This window comes from Bradyrhizobium sp. LB11.1, assembly GCF_040549385.1.
GTDB lineage: Bacteria > Pseudomonadota > Alphaproteobacteria > Rhizobiales > Xanthobacteraceae > Bradyrhizobium.
Window position 1 is genome coordinate 497311 of the sequence record NZ_JBEPTH010000005.1, and the last position, 17262, is coordinate 514572.

General features: G+C 65.7%; 12 protein-coding genes. 7 read left to right on the top strand and 5 right to left on the bottom strand.

What is annotated here, in order from left to right; translation table 11 throughout:
- Window positions 1–99: 99 nt before the first annotated feature.
- Window positions 100–1521 (bottom strand): hypothetical protein, encoded by a 1422-nt coding sequence (locus ABIA96_RS16690; RefSeq protein ID WP_354138124.1) that lies wholly within the window; start codon window positions 1519–1521, stop codon window positions 100–102.
- 180 nt (window positions 1522–1701) lie between these two features.
- Here ABIA96_RS16690 and glmU point away from each other — a divergent pair, with 180 nt between their 5' ends.
- Entirely contained in the window at window positions 1702–3069 is a 1368-nt protein-coding gene (gene glmU / locus ABIA96_RS16695; RefSeq protein WP_354138125.1) for a bifunctional UDP-N-acetylglucosamine diphosphorylase/glucosamine-1-phosphate N-acetyltransferase GlmU, read from the top strand.
- Window positions 3070–3075: 6 nt separating this feature from the next.
- On the opposite strand, the gene ABIA96_RS16700 is transcribed toward glmU, so the two are convergent.
- Complete coding sequence (locus ABIA96_RS16700) at window positions 3076–3306, bottom strand: hypothetical protein (protein ID WP_354138126.1); 231 nt, start codon at window positions 3304–3306, stop codon at window positions 3076–3078.
- A 220-nt stretch (window positions 3307–3526) separates the two neighbouring features.
- On the opposite strand from ABIA96_RS16700, the gene glmS reads away from it, so the two are divergent.
- The 4 genes from glmS (at window position 3527) to panE (ending at window position 8226) form a co-directional block, all read left to right on the top strand.
- Window positions 3527–5353 carry a glutamine--fructose-6-phosphate transaminase (isomerizing) gene (gene glmS, locus ABIA96_RS16705; protein WP_354138127.1) on the top strand — a complete coding sequence of 609 codons (1827 nt, stop codon included), beginning with the start codon at window positions 3527–3529 and terminating at the stop codon, window positions 5351–5353.
- A 79-nt stretch (window positions 5354–5432) separates the two neighbouring features.
- Window positions 5433–6203, top strand: coding sequence for a DUF502 domain-containing protein (locus ABIA96_RS16710; protein WP_354138128.1), 771 nt, complete (start codon window positions 5433–5435; stop codon window positions 6201–6203).
- A 108-nt stretch (window positions 6204–6311) separates the two neighbouring features.
- Window positions 6312–7169 (top strand): NAD(P)-dependent oxidoreductase, encoded by an 858-nt coding sequence (locus ABIA96_RS16715; RefSeq protein WP_354138129.1) that lies wholly within the window; start codon window positions 6312–6314, stop codon window positions 7167–7169.
- Window positions 7170–7296: 127 nt separating this feature from the next.
- Complete coding sequence (gene panE / locus ABIA96_RS16720) at window positions 7297–8226, top strand: 2-dehydropantoate 2-reductase (RefSeq protein ID WP_354138130.1); 930 nt, start codon at window positions 7297–7299, stop codon at window positions 8224–8226.
- Here the strand turns inward: panE and recG are convergent.
- On the bottom strand, window positions 8223–10331 hold the full coding sequence (gene recG / locus ABIA96_RS16725) for an ATP-dependent DNA helicase RecG (protein WP_354138131.1): 2109 nt from the start codon (window positions 10329–10331) through the stop codon (window positions 8223–8225). The genes panE and recG overlap by 4 nt on opposite strands.
- 185 nt (window positions 10332–10516) lie before the next feature.
- On the opposite strand from recG, the gene ABIA96_RS16730 reads away from it, so the two are divergent.
- Both ABIA96_RS16730 and mfd read left to right on the top strand, forming a co-directional pair.
- A complete protein-coding gene (locus ABIA96_RS16730) occupies window positions 10517–10807 on the top strand; it encodes an FAD assembly factor SdhE (protein WP_354138132.1) in 291 nt (96 codons plus the stop codon).
- Window positions 10804–14322, top strand: a complete 3519-nt coding sequence (mfd, locus tag ABIA96_RS16735) for a transcription-repair coupling factor (protein WP_354138133.1) — start codon at window positions 10804–10806, stop codon at window positions 14320–14322. Before ABIA96_RS16730 ends, mfd begins: the two co-directional genes overlap by 4 nt.
- 125 nt (window positions 14323–14447) lie before the next feature.
- Here the strand turns inward: mfd and ABIA96_RS16740 are convergent, their stop codons facing one another.
- Window positions 14448–15671, bottom strand: coding sequence for a GGDEF domain-containing protein (locus ABIA96_RS16740; RefSeq protein WP_354138134.1), 1224 nt, complete (start codon window positions 15669–15671; stop codon window positions 14448–14450).
- 84 nt (window positions 15672–15755) lie between these two features.
- Window positions 15756–17258: an AMP-binding protein gene (locus tag ABIA96_RS16745; protein WP_354138135.1), complete on the bottom strand. Its 1503-nt coding sequence runs from the start codon at window positions 17256–17258 to the stop codon at window positions 15756–15758.
- Between the last annotated feature and the right edge of the window lie 4 nt (window positions 17259–17262).

Below are 17262 nucleotides of genomic sequence, written 5' to 3' on the forward strand. Positions count from 1 at the left end.
ACCGACTTGAGGCGTGGGCGTGATCGCAAATCCAATCAGGAGCAGGTCACGTCGTTCAAGAGCGCGACTGCGAGGATGCGAGCGAGGTTGGCAATGGTCCTACCGCCTGAAGAACGACGATATCGTCGAACTCGCCGACACCGTCTCCGGCTTGGCCTGAGCGGCCGGCTGTGGCGCAGGCGCCGGCGCGGGCTCCTCGCGCCTTGACGAGCGCTTGGAGGAGTAGCTGCGACGGTGCTTATCTGGCTTGACGGCGGGCGCGGGCGCCGGGGTCGTCTCCGCTTGTGGCACAGAGTCCTGGCTCTTTTCGGCGTTCTTGTCCTGGCCTTTATCTTGGCCCTTATCCTGTTTCTTTTCCTGGCCTTTGTCCTGGTTCTTGTCCGAGCCACCGCGCATCGACAGGCGCTGGCCGTCGAACACGGTCGTCTCGCAATGGCGGTCGTTCTCGGCAAGGCCCGCGCAGAGCTTGGCGGCGGCGGCCGCATTGATCAGGGGGCCGGCACCCAGACGGAGCTGCATTCCGAGGCCATTGTTGCCTTCCTTGATCATGATGATCGGCCGCAGCACCGCGACCTCCGGATTGGACTTGCTCAGGCCGCGCCAGAGTGCGCGCAGACCGTCGACCGAATTCGCGCCGCCGAGATCGATCGCAAAGCGCGTTTGCTGGACTGCGATTGCGGGAGGCTCGGCTTCGGTTGCCTCGGGCGGCTTGGCCGGTGCCGCGGCGATTTCGGTGGGAGCGGGCGTCGCCTCGGGTGTCTTCTCAGGGGCCTTTTCAGTCGACTCCGGCTGAATCAGTTTCGACGCCGCCGGATCAGGCGGTGCCAAGATCGACTTCGATGGCGCCAGCGCAAGGATCGGGGTGGCCGACGTCGTCAGCGGGACGAGCGAGGCAGCCGCTGCGGTCTGCGGCGGTGGGCTCGGCTGTTCGTTCGCAGCTTCCTTCACAGTGTCTTTTGGGGGCTCTTTCGTCTGCTCCTTTGCGGCTGCCGCGCGCTGCTTGTCGCGGGATGGAGCCGGCGTTGAGGCGACCGGCGCGATGCTCGGCGCTGCAGGCGCGGGCTGTGCGTCGGATGCCGGCGCGTCCTGCGGTTTCGCTGCCGAGGCCTGCGGCGCTGTGACCGGCGCAGCGCTCTGCTTGGCGATGGCGCCGGTGACCGAATCGAGCCCTTGCTCGAGCACCGTGACGCGCGAATAGAGCCGGTCGCGATCGGTGTTCAGCGTATCGATGGCGGAGGTGAGGCGGCGGGCTTCGAGCTGGCTTTCCTTGGTCAGCACCTGGAGCCGGTCGGACTGGCGAACGAGATCGGCCGAGGCGACCTGGTCGCGCCGCCAGCCAAGCTGGGCCTGGTTGGCCATCACGGCGACCACGACGGCGCCAACGGCGGCCGCGCCCCACGAGCCCAGCCGCCACAGCATACGACGATCGGACGCGCTTTCCTCGGCCAAAAGTCCGGAGAACAGCCCGCCGGTCTCCTTGTCGCCGAAGGCATCCGCCAGTGGGTCGGAATCCTTTGCCATGAACGTTTAGTGCCCAGCCCTGTCTGGCTTCCCCGAATCAATCAGGGAACATTAACAGGAAATCCCACTCGCACTTGAACTCCGGTCGTTTGCGGGGGTAGCAAGGCGGCAAGCTCGGGCGACATTGGCAGGTCGCCCGTCGATGTGATGATCGATTCGGCCGTATTTGACAGGATTGCGATGACCGCCCGCTCAAGCCTCACGATCGTGCTCGCCGCAGGCGAGGGCATGCGCATGCGCTCCAGCCTGCCGAAAGTGCTGCATCCGGTCGCACAGCAGACGCTGCTCGCCCATGTGCTCGGCGCCGCACCGCGGGGAACCGGCACCGCTCTTGCGGTCGTGATCGGCCCCGATCACCAGGTGGTCGCGGACGAGGCGAAGCGTATCCGCACCGACGCGCTCATCTTCGTGCAGGCGGAGCGGCTCGGCACCGCGCACGCGGTGCTGGCGGCGCGGGAGGCGATTGCGCCTGGCGTGGATGATGTCCTGATCGCGTTCGGCGATACGCCGCTGATCTCGGCCGACACTTTTGCGCGGCTCCGTGCGCCGCTCGCGAAAGGCGCTACGATTGCCGCGCTCGGTTTTCGCGCGGCCGACCCCACCGGCTATGGCCGCTTCATCGTCGAGGGGGAGCGCCTGGTCGCGATCCGCGAGCATGCCGACGCCAGCGCGGACGAGCGCAAGATCGATCTGTGCAATGCCGGCGTGATGGCGATCGACGGCCGCCGCGCGCTCGCGATCCTGGACAGAATAGGCAATGCGAATTCCAAGGGCGAATTCTACCTGACCGATGCGGTTGGCGTCGCCCGCGACAATGGATGGGAGTCCGTAGTGATCGAGACCAGCGAGGACGAGGTGCGCGGCATCAACACCAAGGCCCAGCTTGCGGAAGCGGAGGGCGTGATGCAGGCACGACTGCGCAAGGCTGCGATGGAAGCCGGGGTCACGCTGATCGCTCCTGAGACCGTCTATCTCGCCGCCGACACCGTGTTCGGCCAGGACGTCACCATCGAACCGTTCGTGGTGATCGGACCGGGTGTCTCGATCGCCGACGGCGCCGTGATCCATTCTTTCTCACATATCGTCGAGACCACGCTCGGCAAGAAGGTTTCGATCGGTCCCTATGCGCGGCTCCGTCCCGGCACCTCGCTCGGCGACGGCGCACGGATCGGCAATTTCGTGGAGACCAAGGCCGCGACGCTGGAGGCCGGCGTCAAGGTCAACCATCTCTCCTACATTGGAGACGCCACCGTCGGCGCCAATTCCAACATCGGCGCCGGCACCATCACCTGCAACTACGACGGCTTCAAGAAGCACAAGACGGAGATCGGGCAGGGCGCCTTCGTCGGCACCAACTCGTCGCTGGTCGCGCCGGTGAAGATCGGCAACGGCGCCTATATCGGTTCGGGTTCGGTGATCACGCGCGACGTGCCTGACGATGCGATGGCGCTGGAGCGCAGCCCGCAGACCATCCGCGAGGGTGGCGCTGCGCGCTATCGCGAAATGAAGACGCGCGGCAAGAAGGTCGAGAAGACGCCCGAGAAGTGAGCGACGCTAATCGTCGTCGGCGACGTCCGAGAACATCGCGCGCGTCAAGCGCCAGCCGCGCGACCTGGCGCGCTTTGCCGGTTCGCCGGCAGCCTGCGTGACGAGGACAGGCTTGCTTTCCTTGCCGCGCTCCATGGCGCGCTGGGGCGGCGGCCAATGCGCAAGGTGCGTGCCTGTGCTCTCGCTGGCGCGAATGAATGTCGATGACAGACCCTTGCGGTCGGACGAGCCTTTCATGGCCATATCTCCCAGAGGGAGAATCGTTGGCCAAATTTGTTGACAACGCGTTAATCTGCGCGGTTAAAGCCGGCCACATCGATGCGGGTGAAGGATCGCCGTCATCGGACGCTGTCGCAATCCGTCATAATTATTGAGTATCTGGTTCCTTAGGAATTTCGCTAAGAACCGAGCGCGTCGTTTAGGCGATTTTTCGACGATTTGGGGGATATTGATCCGCATGTGCGGGATTGTCGGCATTCTCGGGCGCGAGCCGGTTGCAGAGCAATTGGTGGATTCGCTCAAACGTCTTGAATATCGCGGCTACGATTCCGCGGGCGTCGCCACGCTCGAAGGCAGGCATCTCGAGCGCCGCCGCGCCGAGGGCAAGCTGAAGAATCTGGAGAGGCGGCTGCAAGCTGAGCCCTTGAAGGGAACGACCGGCATCGGTCACACCCGCTGGGCCACGCACGGAAAACCGACCGTCAACAACGCCCATCCCCATGCGACCGAGCGCGTCGCTGTCGTCCATAACGGCATCATCGAGAATTTCCGCGAGCTGCGCGAGGAGCTCGAGAAGAAGGGCACGGCGTTCCACACCGAGACTGACACCGAGATCGTGCTGCACCTCGTCGACGATCTGCTGAGCCGCGGCAACAAGCCGGTGGAAGCGGTGAAGCTGACCCTGGCGCGCTTGCGCGGCGCCTTCGCGCTCGGCTTCATTTTCGCCGGCGACGACGATCTCATGATCGGCGCCCGCAACGGTCCGCCGCTGGCGATCGGCTATGGCGACGGCGAGATGTATCTCGGCTCGGACGCGATCGCGCTCGGCCCGTTCACCGACACGATCAGCTATCTCGAAGATGGCGACTGGGTCGTCCTGACCCACAAGAGCGCTGAAATCTTCGACAAGGACGGCCACGCAGTCGCGCGCGACAAGATCAAGCACGCCGCCTCGACCTCGCTGGTCGACAAGGCCAATTACCGCCACTTCATGGCGAAGGAAATCCACGAGCAGCCGGAAGTCGTCGGCCACACGCTGGCGCGCTATGTCGACATGGCGACCGAGCGGGTCTCGCTGCCGGTCAAGCTGCCGTTCGACTTCAAGGACATCCAGCGCATCAACATCACGGCCTGCGGCACTGCCAGCTACGCCGGCATCGTCGCAAAATACTGGTTCGAGCGTTTTGCGCGTGTGCCGGTCGAGGTCGATGTCGCCTCCGAATTCCGTTACCGCGAAGCGCCGCTGCGCAAGGGCGATCTCGCGATCTTCATCTCGCAATCGGGCGAAACCGCCGACACGCTGGCTGCGCTGCGCTATGCCAAGGCCGAGGGCGCGCGTACGATTGCCGTCGTCAACGTGCCGACCTCGACCATCGCGCGCGAAAGCGAGACCGTGCTGCCGACGCTGGCCGGCCCCGAGATCGGCGTCGCCTCGACCAAGGCCTTCACCTGCCAGCTCATGGTGCTGGCAAACCTGGCGATCGCGGCCGGCAAGGCCCGCGGCGAATTGTCCGCCGAGGATGAGACCAAGCTCGTTCACGGCCTCGTCGAGGTCCCGCGTTTGATGTCGGATGCGCTCACCAGCGAGCCCCAGATCGAAAAGCTCGCGCACCGGATCGCCAAATCCCGAGACGTACTCTATCTCGGCCGCGGCACCAGCTATCCGCTGGCGCTCGAAGGCGCGCTGAAGCTGAAGGAAATCTCCTACATCCACGCCGAGGGTTATGCCGCCGGCGAGCTCAAGCACGGCCCGATCGCGCTGATCGACGAGACCATGCCGGTCGTCGTGATCGCGCCCTATGACCGCGTGTTCGAGAAGACCGTATCGAACATGCAGGAAGTCGCCGCCCGCGGCGGCAACATCATCCTGATGACCGACGCCAAGGGTGCGGCAGAGGCCACAGTTGATTCGCTCATCACCATCGTCATGCCCGATATGGCCGCGGCGTTCACGCCGATGGTCTATGCTGTCCCCGTGCAGCTGCTCGCCTACCATACGGCGGTTGTGATGGGCACCGACGTCGACCAGCCGCGCAATCTCGCCAAGTCTGTGACGGTGGAATAGGCAGAAGGGATCAGGTCGCGCTCTTCCAAAACCTGCTAGAAGCCCCTAGCTTGAGTGCAGCGACCGACCTGGAACCCGAATGACCACCCGCGACGACGCACCTGCGCCGCTTGATCCCGCGCCGGAACCGCATACCGGCCTGATGGGCCGCTTCCGCAACTATTTCCTCACCGGCCTCGTCGTCACGGGGCCGATTGCGATCACTCTATATCTGGTCTGGTGGTTCGTCACATGGGTCGATGGCGTGGTGCGGCCGTTCGTGCCGCTGGCCTATCGGCCTGAAACCTATCTGCCCTACGTCATTCCCGGCTGGGGACTGGTCGTCGCATTCTTCACGCTGACGCTGGTCGGATTCCTCGCCGCGAACCTGATCGGCCGAACGCTGGTCGATGTCGGCGAGACCTTCCTCGGGAGGATCCCGGCGGTGCGCGCGATCTATCGCGGCCTGAAGCAGGTGTTCGAGACGCTGTTCTCGGGCAAGGGCTCAAGCTTCCGCAAGGTCGGCCTCGTCGAGTTTCCTTCGCCCGGCATGTGGTCGATCGTGCTGATCTCGCAATCGCCGAACGAAGAGGTCGCGCGCAGCCTGCCGGGGCAGGAAGAACATGTCTCGGTGTTTCTGCCGTGCTCGCCGAACCCGACCACCGGCTTCTTCTTCTATGTGCCCAGGAGCAAGATCATCGAGGTCGACCTCAGCGCCGAGGATGCCGCAACGCTGATCATGTCCGCCGGCGTGGTGCAGCCCGGCTCAGCGCCTGACCCGAAGAAGGCCGCCGCGCTCGCGGGCATGGCCAATGCCGCGCGTATCGCAAACGCCTCCGCGCTGCAGCCCGAGCCTGCGAAGGTGGAGTAGGGCCATTCCGAGGCGGGATGGCCGCGGGTCACGCGGGCGTTCGCATCCTCTGCTAATGTTCCGGTCGGACTGAGCGTCAATGCTCGGAATTCGAGCTGGAGTGCCCCGATGTCAAAAACCATTGCGATTCTCGCTCCCGGCGCCATGGGCAGCGCGGTGGCGCGACGCCTGAGCGAGAACGGCGCGCGCGTGCTGACGTCGCTGAAGGGGCGCAGCGAGGCGACGCTGAAACGGGCGGCGGATGCCGGCATGGTCGGCGCCGAGGACGAGGCGATCGCGGACGCCGACATCATCCTCTCGATCGTGCCACCCGGCGAGGCGGTGGCGCTGGCCGAGCGGCTGGCCGCATTGATTGTAAAGCGAGCAAAAAAGCCCGTCGTGGTCGACTGCAACGCCGTCAATGTCGACACGGTGAAGCGGATCGAGGAGATCATCGGCTCGGCGCAAGCGCCGTTCGTCGACGGCGGCATCATCGGCTTTCCGCCGCAGCCGGGCGGCAAGAGCCCGGCGTTCTACATGTCGGGCGAACATGCCAAGGATGTCGCGGTGCTGAAGGAGCTCGGGCTCGACATGCGCATCGTCGAAGGCCCGGTGGGTGCGGCTTCTGCGCTCAAGATGTCCTACGCCGGCATCGTCAAAGGTCTCGCCGGGATTAGCTCGGCCATGGTGGTCGCTGCGACCAACGCTGGGGCCGCAGATGCGCTTCGCGACGAGCTCGCACTCAGCCAGCCCGCGATCCTGGCGCGGCTCGAGACCGCGCTGCCGGACATGCTCCCGAAGGCCCTTCGCTGGGTCGCGGAGATGCGGGAGATTTCGGGCTTCCTCGGGCCGGATCATCCGGCGAGCCAGATCTATGAAGGTTTTGCCGAGTGGTTCGAGCATCTGGCGGAGGACGCCAAGGGCGAGGCGGTCGACGCGTCGCTGCTGAAGGCGTTTGCCGCCAATGTCGCGAAGAAGAAAGCCTAGTCGGCAGCCATTTCGAACATCCCGCGCATTGCGGCTTGCATGATGCGGCACAAGACTAGAATCTGAATCCGCTTGCCGTTGCAATGCGGTGATGGCTGAATATCGCCAACGTGACACGGGAGTTGGAATGAGAGTGCTGGTGATCGGCGCGGGAGCGCTCGGAGGCTATTACGGAGCTTGCCTGGTCCGAGCGGGCGCTGACGTGACGTTTCTGGTGCGGTCCGCGCGGGCGGAGCAATTGCGGCGGGATGGATTGAGGGTCGTGAGCCCGCACGGCGACTTCGCCGTGCAGCCGAAGATCCTCCAGGCAGCCGAGCTCAAGGATCCCTTCGAAATCGTGCTCGTCGGTGTGAAAGCCTATTCGCTCGACGACGCGATGAGCCAGTTTGCCCCGGCCGTCGGCGCGAGCACGATGATTCTGCCGATCCTCAACGGGTTGAAACACATCGACGCCCTGACCATGCGGTTCGGCGCCGAGCACGTCCTCGGTGGGCTCGCGAATGTCAGCGCCGGGCTCGATGCGGATGGCCGTGTGGTTCAGTTCATGGCGAACCAGACCGTCATCTTTGGCGAGACCAAGGGTTCGCTCAGTGAGCGTGTGCTGGCTCTGGAGAAGCTGCTCCATGTCCCCGGTATCGACGTGCGCGCCAGCGAAGCGATCATGCAGGACATGTGGGAGAAGTTTGTCCAGCTGAGCACGCTTGCCGGTATCACCTGTCTGTTGCGCGCCAGCATCGGCGATATCCTGACCGTCCCGAACGGCGAGGCGTCGATCTTCGGCCTCTTCAGGGAATGCTGCGCGGTTGCCACCGCCTCCGGCTTCGAACCGAGAGCACCGTTCATCGAATTCGACCGCAAGCTTTTCACCACCGCGAACTCTCCGCTCAAGGCGTCGATGCTGCGGGATATCGAACGCGGTTCGACCACGGAGGCGGAGCACATCCTCGGCGACATGGCCAACCGGGCCCGGTCACTCGGCATCGAAACACCCGTGCTCGATCTCGCCCGGGCGCATGTGGCCGCTTATGAAATCGGGCGTCAAAAAGCGGCGAGCTAGCCCGCCCCGATCAGCGGGATCGCCTCGTCCCGCTCGTAGAGATACAACAGGCAGCGCAGCGCTTCGCCGCGCTCGCCTTTCAGCTTTGGATCATCCTTCATGATGCGCAGCGCCTCGTCGCGGGCCTGCGTGATCAGCTGGCCGTGGACCTCCGGACGCGCGATGCGGTAGCCGGGCAGGCCACTCTGGCGGACGCCGAGCACGTCGCCTTCGCCGCGCAGCTTCAGGTCTTCCTCGGCGATACGAAATCCGTCGCTGGTCTCGCGGATCACTTTCAGCCGCGCCTTCGACATCTCGCCAAGCGGCTCGCTGTAGAGCAGAATACACGTTGAGGCCTCGGAGCCCCGGCCGATGCGGCCGCGCAGCTGGTGCAATTGGGCGAGGCCAAAACGCTCGGCGTTCTCGATCACCATGATCGTTGCGGCCGGCACGTCGACGCCAACCTCGACCACGGTGGTCGCGACCAGAAGACCGATCTCGTGGGCCGCGAACTGACCCATCACGCGATCCTTTTCCGTACCTTTCATCTGTCCATGCACGAGGCCGACGCGGTCGCCGAAGCGCTTCTGCAGGATCTCGAAACGTTTCGTGGCATTGGTGAGGTGCTCGGTGCCCTCGGCCTCGGATTCCTCGACCAGCGGGCAGATCCAGAAAACCAGCTTGCCGGACTCGAGCGCGCGGCCGACGCCGTCCATGACCTCCCCGAGCCGGCTGATGGCGACGGCGCGGGTGTCGATCGGCTGCCGGCCGGCCGGCTTTTCGCGCAATTCGCTGATGTCCATGTCGCCGAAATAGGTCAGCACCAAGGTGCGCGGGATCGGGGTTGCGCTCAGCACCAGCACGTCGACGGCTTCGCCCTTCGATGTCAGCGCGAGGCGCTCGCGCACGCCAAAACGATGCTGTTCGTCGACGATGGCGAGCGCCAGATCGTGGAAGATCACGTCGTCCTGGATCAGCGCGTGGGTGCCGACGAGGAGATCGATCTTGCCCTCGGCCAGCTGCGTGATGATCTCGCGCCGCTCCTTGCCCTTTTCGCGGCCCGTGAGGATCGCGACCCGCACGCCGGCGCGCTCGGCGAGCGGGGCGATGGTCTTGATATGCTGGCGCGCCAAAATCTCGGTCGGGGCCATCAGTGCGGCCTGCTTGCCGACTTCGGCAACCGCGGCGGCCGCCAGCAGTGCGACCACGGTCTTGCCCGAGCCGACATCGCCCTGGAGCAGGCGCAGCATGCGCACCGGCTGTTGCAGATCGTTCGCGATCGCCGCGGCTGCGTCGCGTTGGGAGGACGTGAGCGCATAGGGCAGGGCGTCGATGATCTTGTGGCGCAAATGGCCGTCGCCGGCATTACGCACGCCGGCCGGGCGTCGCAATTGCGCACGGATCAGAGCGAGCGCGAGCTGGCCGGCGAGCAGCTCATCGAAGGCGAGGCGGGACCAGTAACGCTGGTCGGGCAGGATGTCCGTCAGCTCGACCGGTTGGTGCACGCGATTGAGGGCCTCAGTGATCGGCGGGAAATTGCAGCGGCGCAGCACTTCCGGGCTGATCCATTCGGGCAGGGCCGGTAGCTTCTGCAGCGCCTGCGCAACCGCGCGGCGGAGCGAGCCGAGTGCGAGGCCCTCGGTGAGGGGATAGACAGGGTCTATCCCTGAGAGCTTAGAAATCGCCTCCTCGTCGAGCACGCGGTCGGGATGCACGATCTGCGGGATGCCGTCATACATCTGCAGCGTGCCGGAGACGTAGCGCTTCTCGCCCATCGGCAAGAGCTTTTCGACATAGCCGGGTCTTGCGCGGAAGAAGGTCAACACGACGTCGCCGGTATCGTCGCTGGCATAGACGAGATACGGCGCGCGGGCGTTGCGCGGCGGGGGCGGGCGGTGGCGATCGACGGTGACCTCCAGTGTCACCATGGTTCCGTGGACGGCGTCGCGGATTTTTGGCCGGGCGCGGCGGTCGATTACCTGGCTCGGCAGATGCAACAGCAAGTCCACCAACCGCGGCGTCTCGTTGCGGCTGAGCAAATACTGCAGCAGCTTGTCCTGCTTCGGACCGACGCCGGGCAGGCTGGTCACGGCAGCAAACAGCGGATTGAGCAGGCTGGGGCGCATCGGGCGAATCTAGGATCGTTTCGGCCCGTCATGCCCGCCTTTATGCTGGGCATCCACGTCTTTTTTTCATGTCCGCAAGCGGGCATCAAGCCATGCCAAATCGAGGGCTGACACGCCCGGTTCGAGTGGCTATATCACCCCGGCCCGGCACGTCCGGGCTTTCGGCGTTTGACTGGATTTGAGACATGACGGGAACGACACGATCGAGCAACGGACTGGACGACCGCCGCAAGCGGCTTCTGTTCCGCTGCTGGCACCGCGGCACGCGCGAGATGGACCTGATCCTCGGCCGCTTCGCGGATGCCGAGATCGCCAACCTCTCCGACGCCGAGCTGACCGAGCTGGAGACCCTGCTCGAAGAGTCCGATCCCGATCTCTATGCCGCCATCACCGGCGACAAGGTGCTGCCAGCTGATGTCACCGGTGCGCTGTTTGCCCGGATCAAGGCCTATCCGATCACGGACGGCGATTTATGAAACCGGGTTCGAAGTCACCGGCCGAGCTGTTGACGCCCGGCCGCGCAGTGACGCTTGCCAATGTCGCTGAAGGCGCCGAGGGCCTTGTTGTCTCCGATCTCGCCCGCGCCATCGCGGCACGGCCGAAGAAGCCGGCCGTCAGCGTGGCCGTGGTCTGTCGCGACGGGCCGCGGATGCAGCAGCTCGAACGCGCGCTGCAATTCTTCGCGCCCGATCTGCCGGTGCTGACCTTCCCGGCCTGGGATTGCCAGCCCTATGACCGCGTCTCGCCGCATGGCGGCGTTCTGGCACAGCGCCTGACCACGCTGGCGCGGCTGGCCTCACTCACCGGCAGTGATAAACCGCTGATCGTGCTGACCACGGTGAATGCCGTCGTACAGCGCGTGCCCGCGCGCGAGCTCGTCGCCGCGCAGGCGCTGTCGGTCGCACCGGGCAATGTCGTGCCGATGGACACCATCGTCGCCTGGCTCGAGCACAACGGCTACAACCGCTCCTCGACCGTACGGGAGCCCGGCGAATACGCCGTGCGCGGCGGCATTCTCGACCTGTTTCCCGCCGGACTCGAACAGCCGGTCCGGTTCGACTTCTTCGGCGACAGCCTGGAATCGATCCGCACCTTCGACGCCGAGACCCAGCGCACGCTGCTCGACATGCGCGCGCTCAACCTGGTGCCGATCTCGGAATTCCAGCTCGTCACCGACACCATACGCCGCTTCCGCATGGGCTATGTCGCCGAGTTCGGAGCACCTGAGCGCGACGATGCGCTGTACGAGGCCGTCAGCGAAGGCCGCCGCCATCCCGGCATGGAGCACTGGCTACCGCTGTTCCAGGACCGGATGGACACGCTGTTCGACTATCTGCAAGGGGCCGCGGTCGCGATCGAGCCGCAGGCCGAGGATGCCGTCCGCGAGCGCTTCAAGCAGATCCTCGATTACTACCAGGCCCGCCGCGATGCGATGGAACATCCGGCCGGCGGCGCCATCTACAAGCCGCTTCCACCTGATCGGCTCTATCTGACCGAGGACGAGTGGGGCAAGCGGACCGACGACATCCCGCTAGCGCGGCTGACGCCATTCTCGGTGCCCACCGACGGCACGAGTGTTGTCGATGCCGGCGCCCGCAAAGGCCGCGACTTCGCGCCCGAGCGCAATGACACCACGGTCAACGTGTTCGAGACTGTGGTCAGCCACGTCATGGGCCTGCAGGCGAGCCGCAAGAAAGTCGTGATCGCGCTGTGGAGCGAAGGCTCGCGCGACCGCATGATCTCGATGCTGCGCGACCACAAGCTGACCCACACCACCAGCGTCAACGCATGGCGCACGGTGCAGGCGACCCCGCGCAACGAGACCATGCTCGCCGTGCTCGGCCTCGAAAGCGGTTTCGAGACCGACGAGATCGCGCTGATCAGTGAGCAGGACATTCTCGGCGATCGCCTGGTGCGGCCCCGCAAGGCGAGCCGCAAGCTCGACAATTTCATTTCGGAGGTGACGAGCCTTGCCGCCGGCGACATCGTCGTCCACGTCGACCACGGTATCGGCCGCTTCATCGGCCTGCAGACCCTCGACGTCGCCGGTGCGCCGCATGATTGTCTCGAGCTGCATTACGCGGCCGAGACGAAGCTGTTTCTGCCAGTCGAAAATATCGAGCTGTTGTCGCGCTACGGTTCGGACCAGACCACGGTCGAACTCGATCGTCTGGGTGGTTCCGGCTGGCAGACCCGCAAGGCAAAACTGAAGAACCGCATCCGCGAGATCGCGGGCGAGCTGATCAAGATTGCGGCCGCGCGCCATTTGCACGAGGCTCCCAGGCTGCCGGTGCAGCCGGGCCTCTATGACGAGTTCTGCGCACGCTTCCCCTATGACGAGACCGAGGACCAGTTAGGGGCCATCGAATCCACCCTGAAAGACCTCGAACTCGGCCGTCCGATGGACCGGCTGATCTGCGGCGATGTCGGCTTTGGCAAAACTGAAGTGGCGCTGCGCGCGGCTTTTGCCGTTGCGCTCGAAGGCAAGCAGGTTGCGGTCGTGGTGCCGACCACGCTGCTCGCGCGCCAGCACCACAGGACCTTCACCGATCGGTTCAAAGGATTCCCGGTAGAGGTGGCACAGGCTTCGCGCCTGGTCCCCACCAAGCAGCTCAATCTCGTCAAGAAGGGCCTTGCCGACGGCGGGGTCGATATCGTCGTCGGCACTCATGCGCTGCTCAGCAAGGCCATCAAATTCCGCGACCTCGGCCTTGTCATCGTCGACGAGGAGCAGCATTTCGGCGTCACCCACAAGGAGCGGCTGAAAGCGCTGCGTTCCGAGGTCCACGTGCTGACACTGTCGGCGACGCCGATTCCGCGCACGCTGCAACTGGCGCTGACCGGCGTTCGCGAGCTCTCGATCATTGCCTCGCCCCCGGTCGATCGTCTTGCGGTGCGTACCTTCGTTGCCCCGCACGATCCGCTGATGATCCGCGAGGCGCTGCTGCGCGAGCGCTATCGCGGCGGCCAGGCGTTCTACGTGGTGCCGCGCATCGACGATCTCGCCGAGGTCAAGGATTTCCTCGACAAGAACGTGCCCGAGATGAAGGTCGCGGTCGCGCACGGGCAGATGCCGCCCGCGGTGATCGAGGACATCATGACCGCGTTTTACGACGGCAAGTTCGACATCCTGCTGTCGACCACGATCGTGGAATCCGGGCTCGACATCCCCAACGCCAACACGCTGATCGTGCACCGCGCCGACATGTTCGGCCTCGCCCAGCTCTACCAGCTTCGCGGCCGTGTCGGCCGTTCCAAGCTGCGGGCCTACGCGCTGTTCACGCTGCCGGCGCAGCAGAAGATCACAGCCCAGGCCGAGCGGCGCCTCACTGTGCTGCAATCGCTGGAGACGCTCGGCGCCGGCTTCCAACTCGCCTCGCACGATCTCGACATCCGTGGCGCCGGCAATCTGCTCGGCGAGGAACAGTCCGGTCACATCAAGGAGGTCGGCTTCGAGCTCTACCAGTCGATGCTGGAGGAGGCGATCGTCAACCTCAAGGCCGGCGTCTCCGAGCCCGCCGCCGACCGCTGGTCGCCGACGATCACCATCGGCATGCCCGTGCTCATTCCGGAGGACTATGTCGGTGATCTCTCGGTGCGGCTGTCGCTGTACCGGCGCCTCGCCGATCTCGACAGCGAGGAGGAGATCGAGAATTTTGGCGCCGAGATGCGCGACCGCTTCGGCGTGCTGCCGGACGAGGTGCGCTATCTCTTCAAGGTCGCCGCGATCAAGGCATTCTGCCGCCAGGCCAATGTCGGCAAGATCGACGCCGGCCCAAAGGGCGCCGTCATCACCTTCCGCGACAATTCGTTCGCCCATCCCGAACGGCTGGTGTCGTTCATCAAGAGCCATGGCCAGGCCGCCAAGGTGCGGCCCGACATGAAGGTGGTGTTCCTGCACGACTGGGAGACTCCGGAGGAACGCCTCGCCGGCACGACGGAGATCATGCGGCAGTTGGCGCAGCTCGCGCAGAAAAAGAAGGCGGCGTAGGACTCCGCTTTCTCCACGTCATTGCGAGCGCAGCGAAGCAATCCAGAATCTTTCCGCGGAGACAGTCTGGATTGCTTCGCTGCGCTCGCAATGACGGGTGATTGTTGCGACAGCGCGCCAGAAAGCTAAGATGCCGCCCGCGACGCGTCGGCGGACAATCGCCCGAGCAGCGACCGTGCTGTATCCGACGGCGACAGTGAATCCACGCTGACCACGGGATCACTGCGCATTTCGTGCTTGCCATTGGACGTGTGCTTCATCACCGCCGAGAGGCGGCGGGCGATCATGTGCGCCGTGCGGAAGTCAGTCTCGGCGAACACCACGATCACCGATCCGTCCTTCTGTGCCGCGCCAAAATCCATCTGCCGCATCAGGCGGCTGAGGATCCGCGCGGCATCCAGTTGTGCGCGGGGATTGCCGGGATCGAAGGCGAAGCGTGCCACCGACAGGCCGCCGCCGCGGGCGAGCGTCTGCTCGACCGCCTTGGCAAAATCTCGGGCAAAGGCGTCCACCGTCAACAGGCCACTGCGCGGATCGAGCCAGCCGCCGGCATCGATCGAGCGCAGCGTGCGGCTCAATTGCGCTTCCATCGCGCGCTGGCGAATTAACGGCAGCGCATTGGCTGCGACCTTTGCGGGCTCGCCCGCGATCAGCTCGAGATTGGGCAGATCGTAGCTCTGCGTCAGCTGTTGCGCGGTGACGACCACGGGCAGGTTGCGGAAGCGGGTATCCTCCGCGAGCACCGTGAGGAAGGCGTCGGTGACACGCGGGGTGAAACCTTCAGAGAGCACCACGCCGTCGACGTCGCGGGTGTTGAGGTGCTTTGCGGCGGCCTCGATCGAGAGCGCGCCGACGACGCCGGTGCGTTCGCCGAGGGCGACGGAAAGCGCAGGGTAAGCGGCGCCGCGGCCGATCAGCAGCACGATGGCATCGCGCACCGGATCGCTCTCCGGCAGTGCGACTTTCGCCTCCGGCAGCCGGCGCAGCACCGTGGCATGCAGCGTGCGGATGCGGATCGCGGCGCGCAAGCGCGCGATCAGGCGTTCGGCAGCGCCAACGCGTGTGGCGAAGGGCAGGGCGTTGTGCGGCAGCGGGACCTGCGCATCCAGCGCGACCAGGGGAAGATAAAGCGGCTGATCGGCGATCTTCCTGGCGAGCAACGCCATATGCGGCTCGTGCCCGCCGGACATCGCGGCGAGGACTGCGGCCGGCTGCACCTGCTCGACGGCGCGCGACGCGCTCGCCCAATCGCTAGCGATGACCGGAAAGAGACGAGCCTCGTCCAGCGCCGCTATGAAGGCGGGGCGCTCGGCGTTGGACACAAACAGGATCGGGCCCGCCTGGGACATGGGATACTCTGATCACGCAAACGATGCGGCGCAATCTAGTCGAGTTGCCTTAATGCAGCGTCAATGGATGGGTCGAAACTGCGCTCAAACCGGCCCGGAGCGGTCGCGAAAAGCCTCGACCATCAGGGGGTTAAGGCCGAGCTCGCTAAGCGCCTCGCGGGCGCGGGTATTGTCCTGGGCCCGCCCCGCCAGCCGGTGGCCCGAGAGGCGGTCAGGCAGGGCCGTCAGGAGCGCGCCCTGGCCGAGCCGGCGTGCCCATTCCTGGAGGTCGTTGGAGAGAAAGCGGTAGCCGCCGACGGCCATGATTCCGGAGGGCGGCGCCGTGATGCAGATCGCCCCGTTGGCACGGTCGATCCGCGCGGCGTAGCCGGTGTCGACGTAGTCGCGCGGCGGCTGCGCTGTCAGGGTCTCGCCGACCGGCTGCGGCGGTGCGTAGGCCGCGATCGGCACCATCGGGCCGCGCAGGCCCAGCGTGCCCTTCGGGGTCAGCAGGATGTCGCCCGCGATCGAGGAGCCCGACTGCTCGCGCGGAGCGCCATGTGGCCCGGGCATCACCGCCACCGGCACGCCGTCTTCGCCGCGCCGGGCGCCGAACAAGCCGGCCTCGCCGAACAGGTAGACGTCGGTGAGCGGCGCATGCGGCGCGATCCAGGCCTCGCTGGTGGCGACCTGCTCCGGCGCACGCCACAGCCCGATGACGTTGCGCAAGGTCGGCAGCCGCGCCGCGAGATTGGAATCGCCAATCCGCAGCGCGAGCTGCGCCGGTGCGATCAGCACGTCGCATGCGTGCTCGTTGATCTGCTGCTCCAGCACCTCGCTCTCGAACGGATGATGCAGCGCCAGCGTGCCGCCGCAGAGCAGCCACACCGCAAGCGAGGAGGCGAGGCCCACAAACGACATCGGGGTGAACGCCGACATCACGGTCGCACCCTGCTGGATGTCGGCTTCCAGCGACATCGCAAGCCCGCCCGCGATCAGACTGAAATGTGGCCGCGGCACCGGGCGAAAGCCCTCCGCTGTGACGTCAAAGGAGATCATCGCCGCCTTGCGGCCATCCTGGATCACTGCGCGCGTGGTCCCGGGCGGGCGGGCCAGCACCTCGTCGAGCGAGGCCATGCCTTCGGGCAAATCGGCGCCGAAGCCGAAGACGTGGCGGATCGAGAAGGCTTCGGCGGCCGCGTGCATCGCGAGGTCGGAATAGCTGACGCCATCGACCTTGCTCATGGTGACAATGGCACGCGCCGCGGTGCGGTTGAGCGCGGCGGCCAGCTCTGCCTGCCGCCACAGCAGCGGCAGCACCGCGACCACGAGGCCGGCGCGATGGGCGGCGAGCACCGTCAGCACGAACTCGACCGTGGAAGGCAATTGGATCGCGATCACCGAATTGGCCGGCAGGCCCGATTCGACGAAATGCGCCGACAGCGCCTCGATAGCCGTGTCGGCCTCGGCGTAGGTCAGCCGCCGCGGCTGGTGTCCGGTGATGCGGGATTTGTTGAGGGGATCGAGCAGGGCGGCCGCGTGCGGCTGCCGCATCAGCGTCCGCTGGAACAGCGTGTCGAGCGTCGGCGATACGGCTTGCTGGTTCACGGCG

Bases quoted from the DNA above. Each gene is read 5' to 3' on its own strand.
- ABIA96_RS16690 (WP_354138124.1), bottom strand. From the start codon at position 1,521: ATGGCAAAGGATTCCGACCCACTGGCGGATGCCTTCGGCGACAAGGAG.
- glmU (WP_354138125.1), top strand. From the start codon at position 1,702: ATGACCGCCCGCTCAAGCCTCACGATCGTGCTCGCCGCAGGCGAGGGC.
- ABIA96_RS16700 (WP_354138126.1), bottom strand. From the start codon at position 3,306: ATGAAAGGCTCGTCCGACCGCAAGGGTCTGTCATCGACATTCATTCGC.
- glmS (WP_354138127.1), top strand. From the start codon at position 3,527: ATGTGCGGGATTGTCGGCATTCTCGGGCGCGAGCCGGTTGCAGAGCAA.
- ABIA96_RS16710 (WP_354138128.1), top strand. From the start codon at position 5,433: ATGACCACCCGCGACGACGCACCTGCGCCGCTTGATCCCGCGCCGGAA.
- ABIA96_RS16715 (WP_354138129.1), top strand. From the start codon at position 6,312: ATGTCAAAAACCATTGCGATTCTCGCTCCCGGCGCCATGGGCAGCGCG.
- panE (WP_354138130.1), top strand. From the start codon at position 7,297: ATGAGAGTGCTGGTGATCGGCGCGGGAGCGCTCGGAGGCTATTACGGA.
- recG (WP_354138131.1), bottom strand. From the start codon at position 10,331: ATGCGCCCCAGCCTGCTCAATCCGCTGTTTGCTGCCGTGACCAGCCTG.
- ABIA96_RS16730 (WP_354138132.1), top strand. From the start codon at position 10,517: ATGACGGGAACGACACGATCGAGCAACGGACTGGACGACCGCCGCAAG.
- mfd (WP_354138133.1), top strand. From the start codon at position 10,804: ATGAAACCGGGTTCGAAGTCACCGGCCGAGCTGTTGACGCCCGGCCGC.
- ABIA96_RS16740 (WP_354138134.1), bottom strand. From the start codon at position 15,671: ATGTCCCAGGCGGGCCCGATCCTGTTTGTGTCCAACGCCGAGCGCCCC.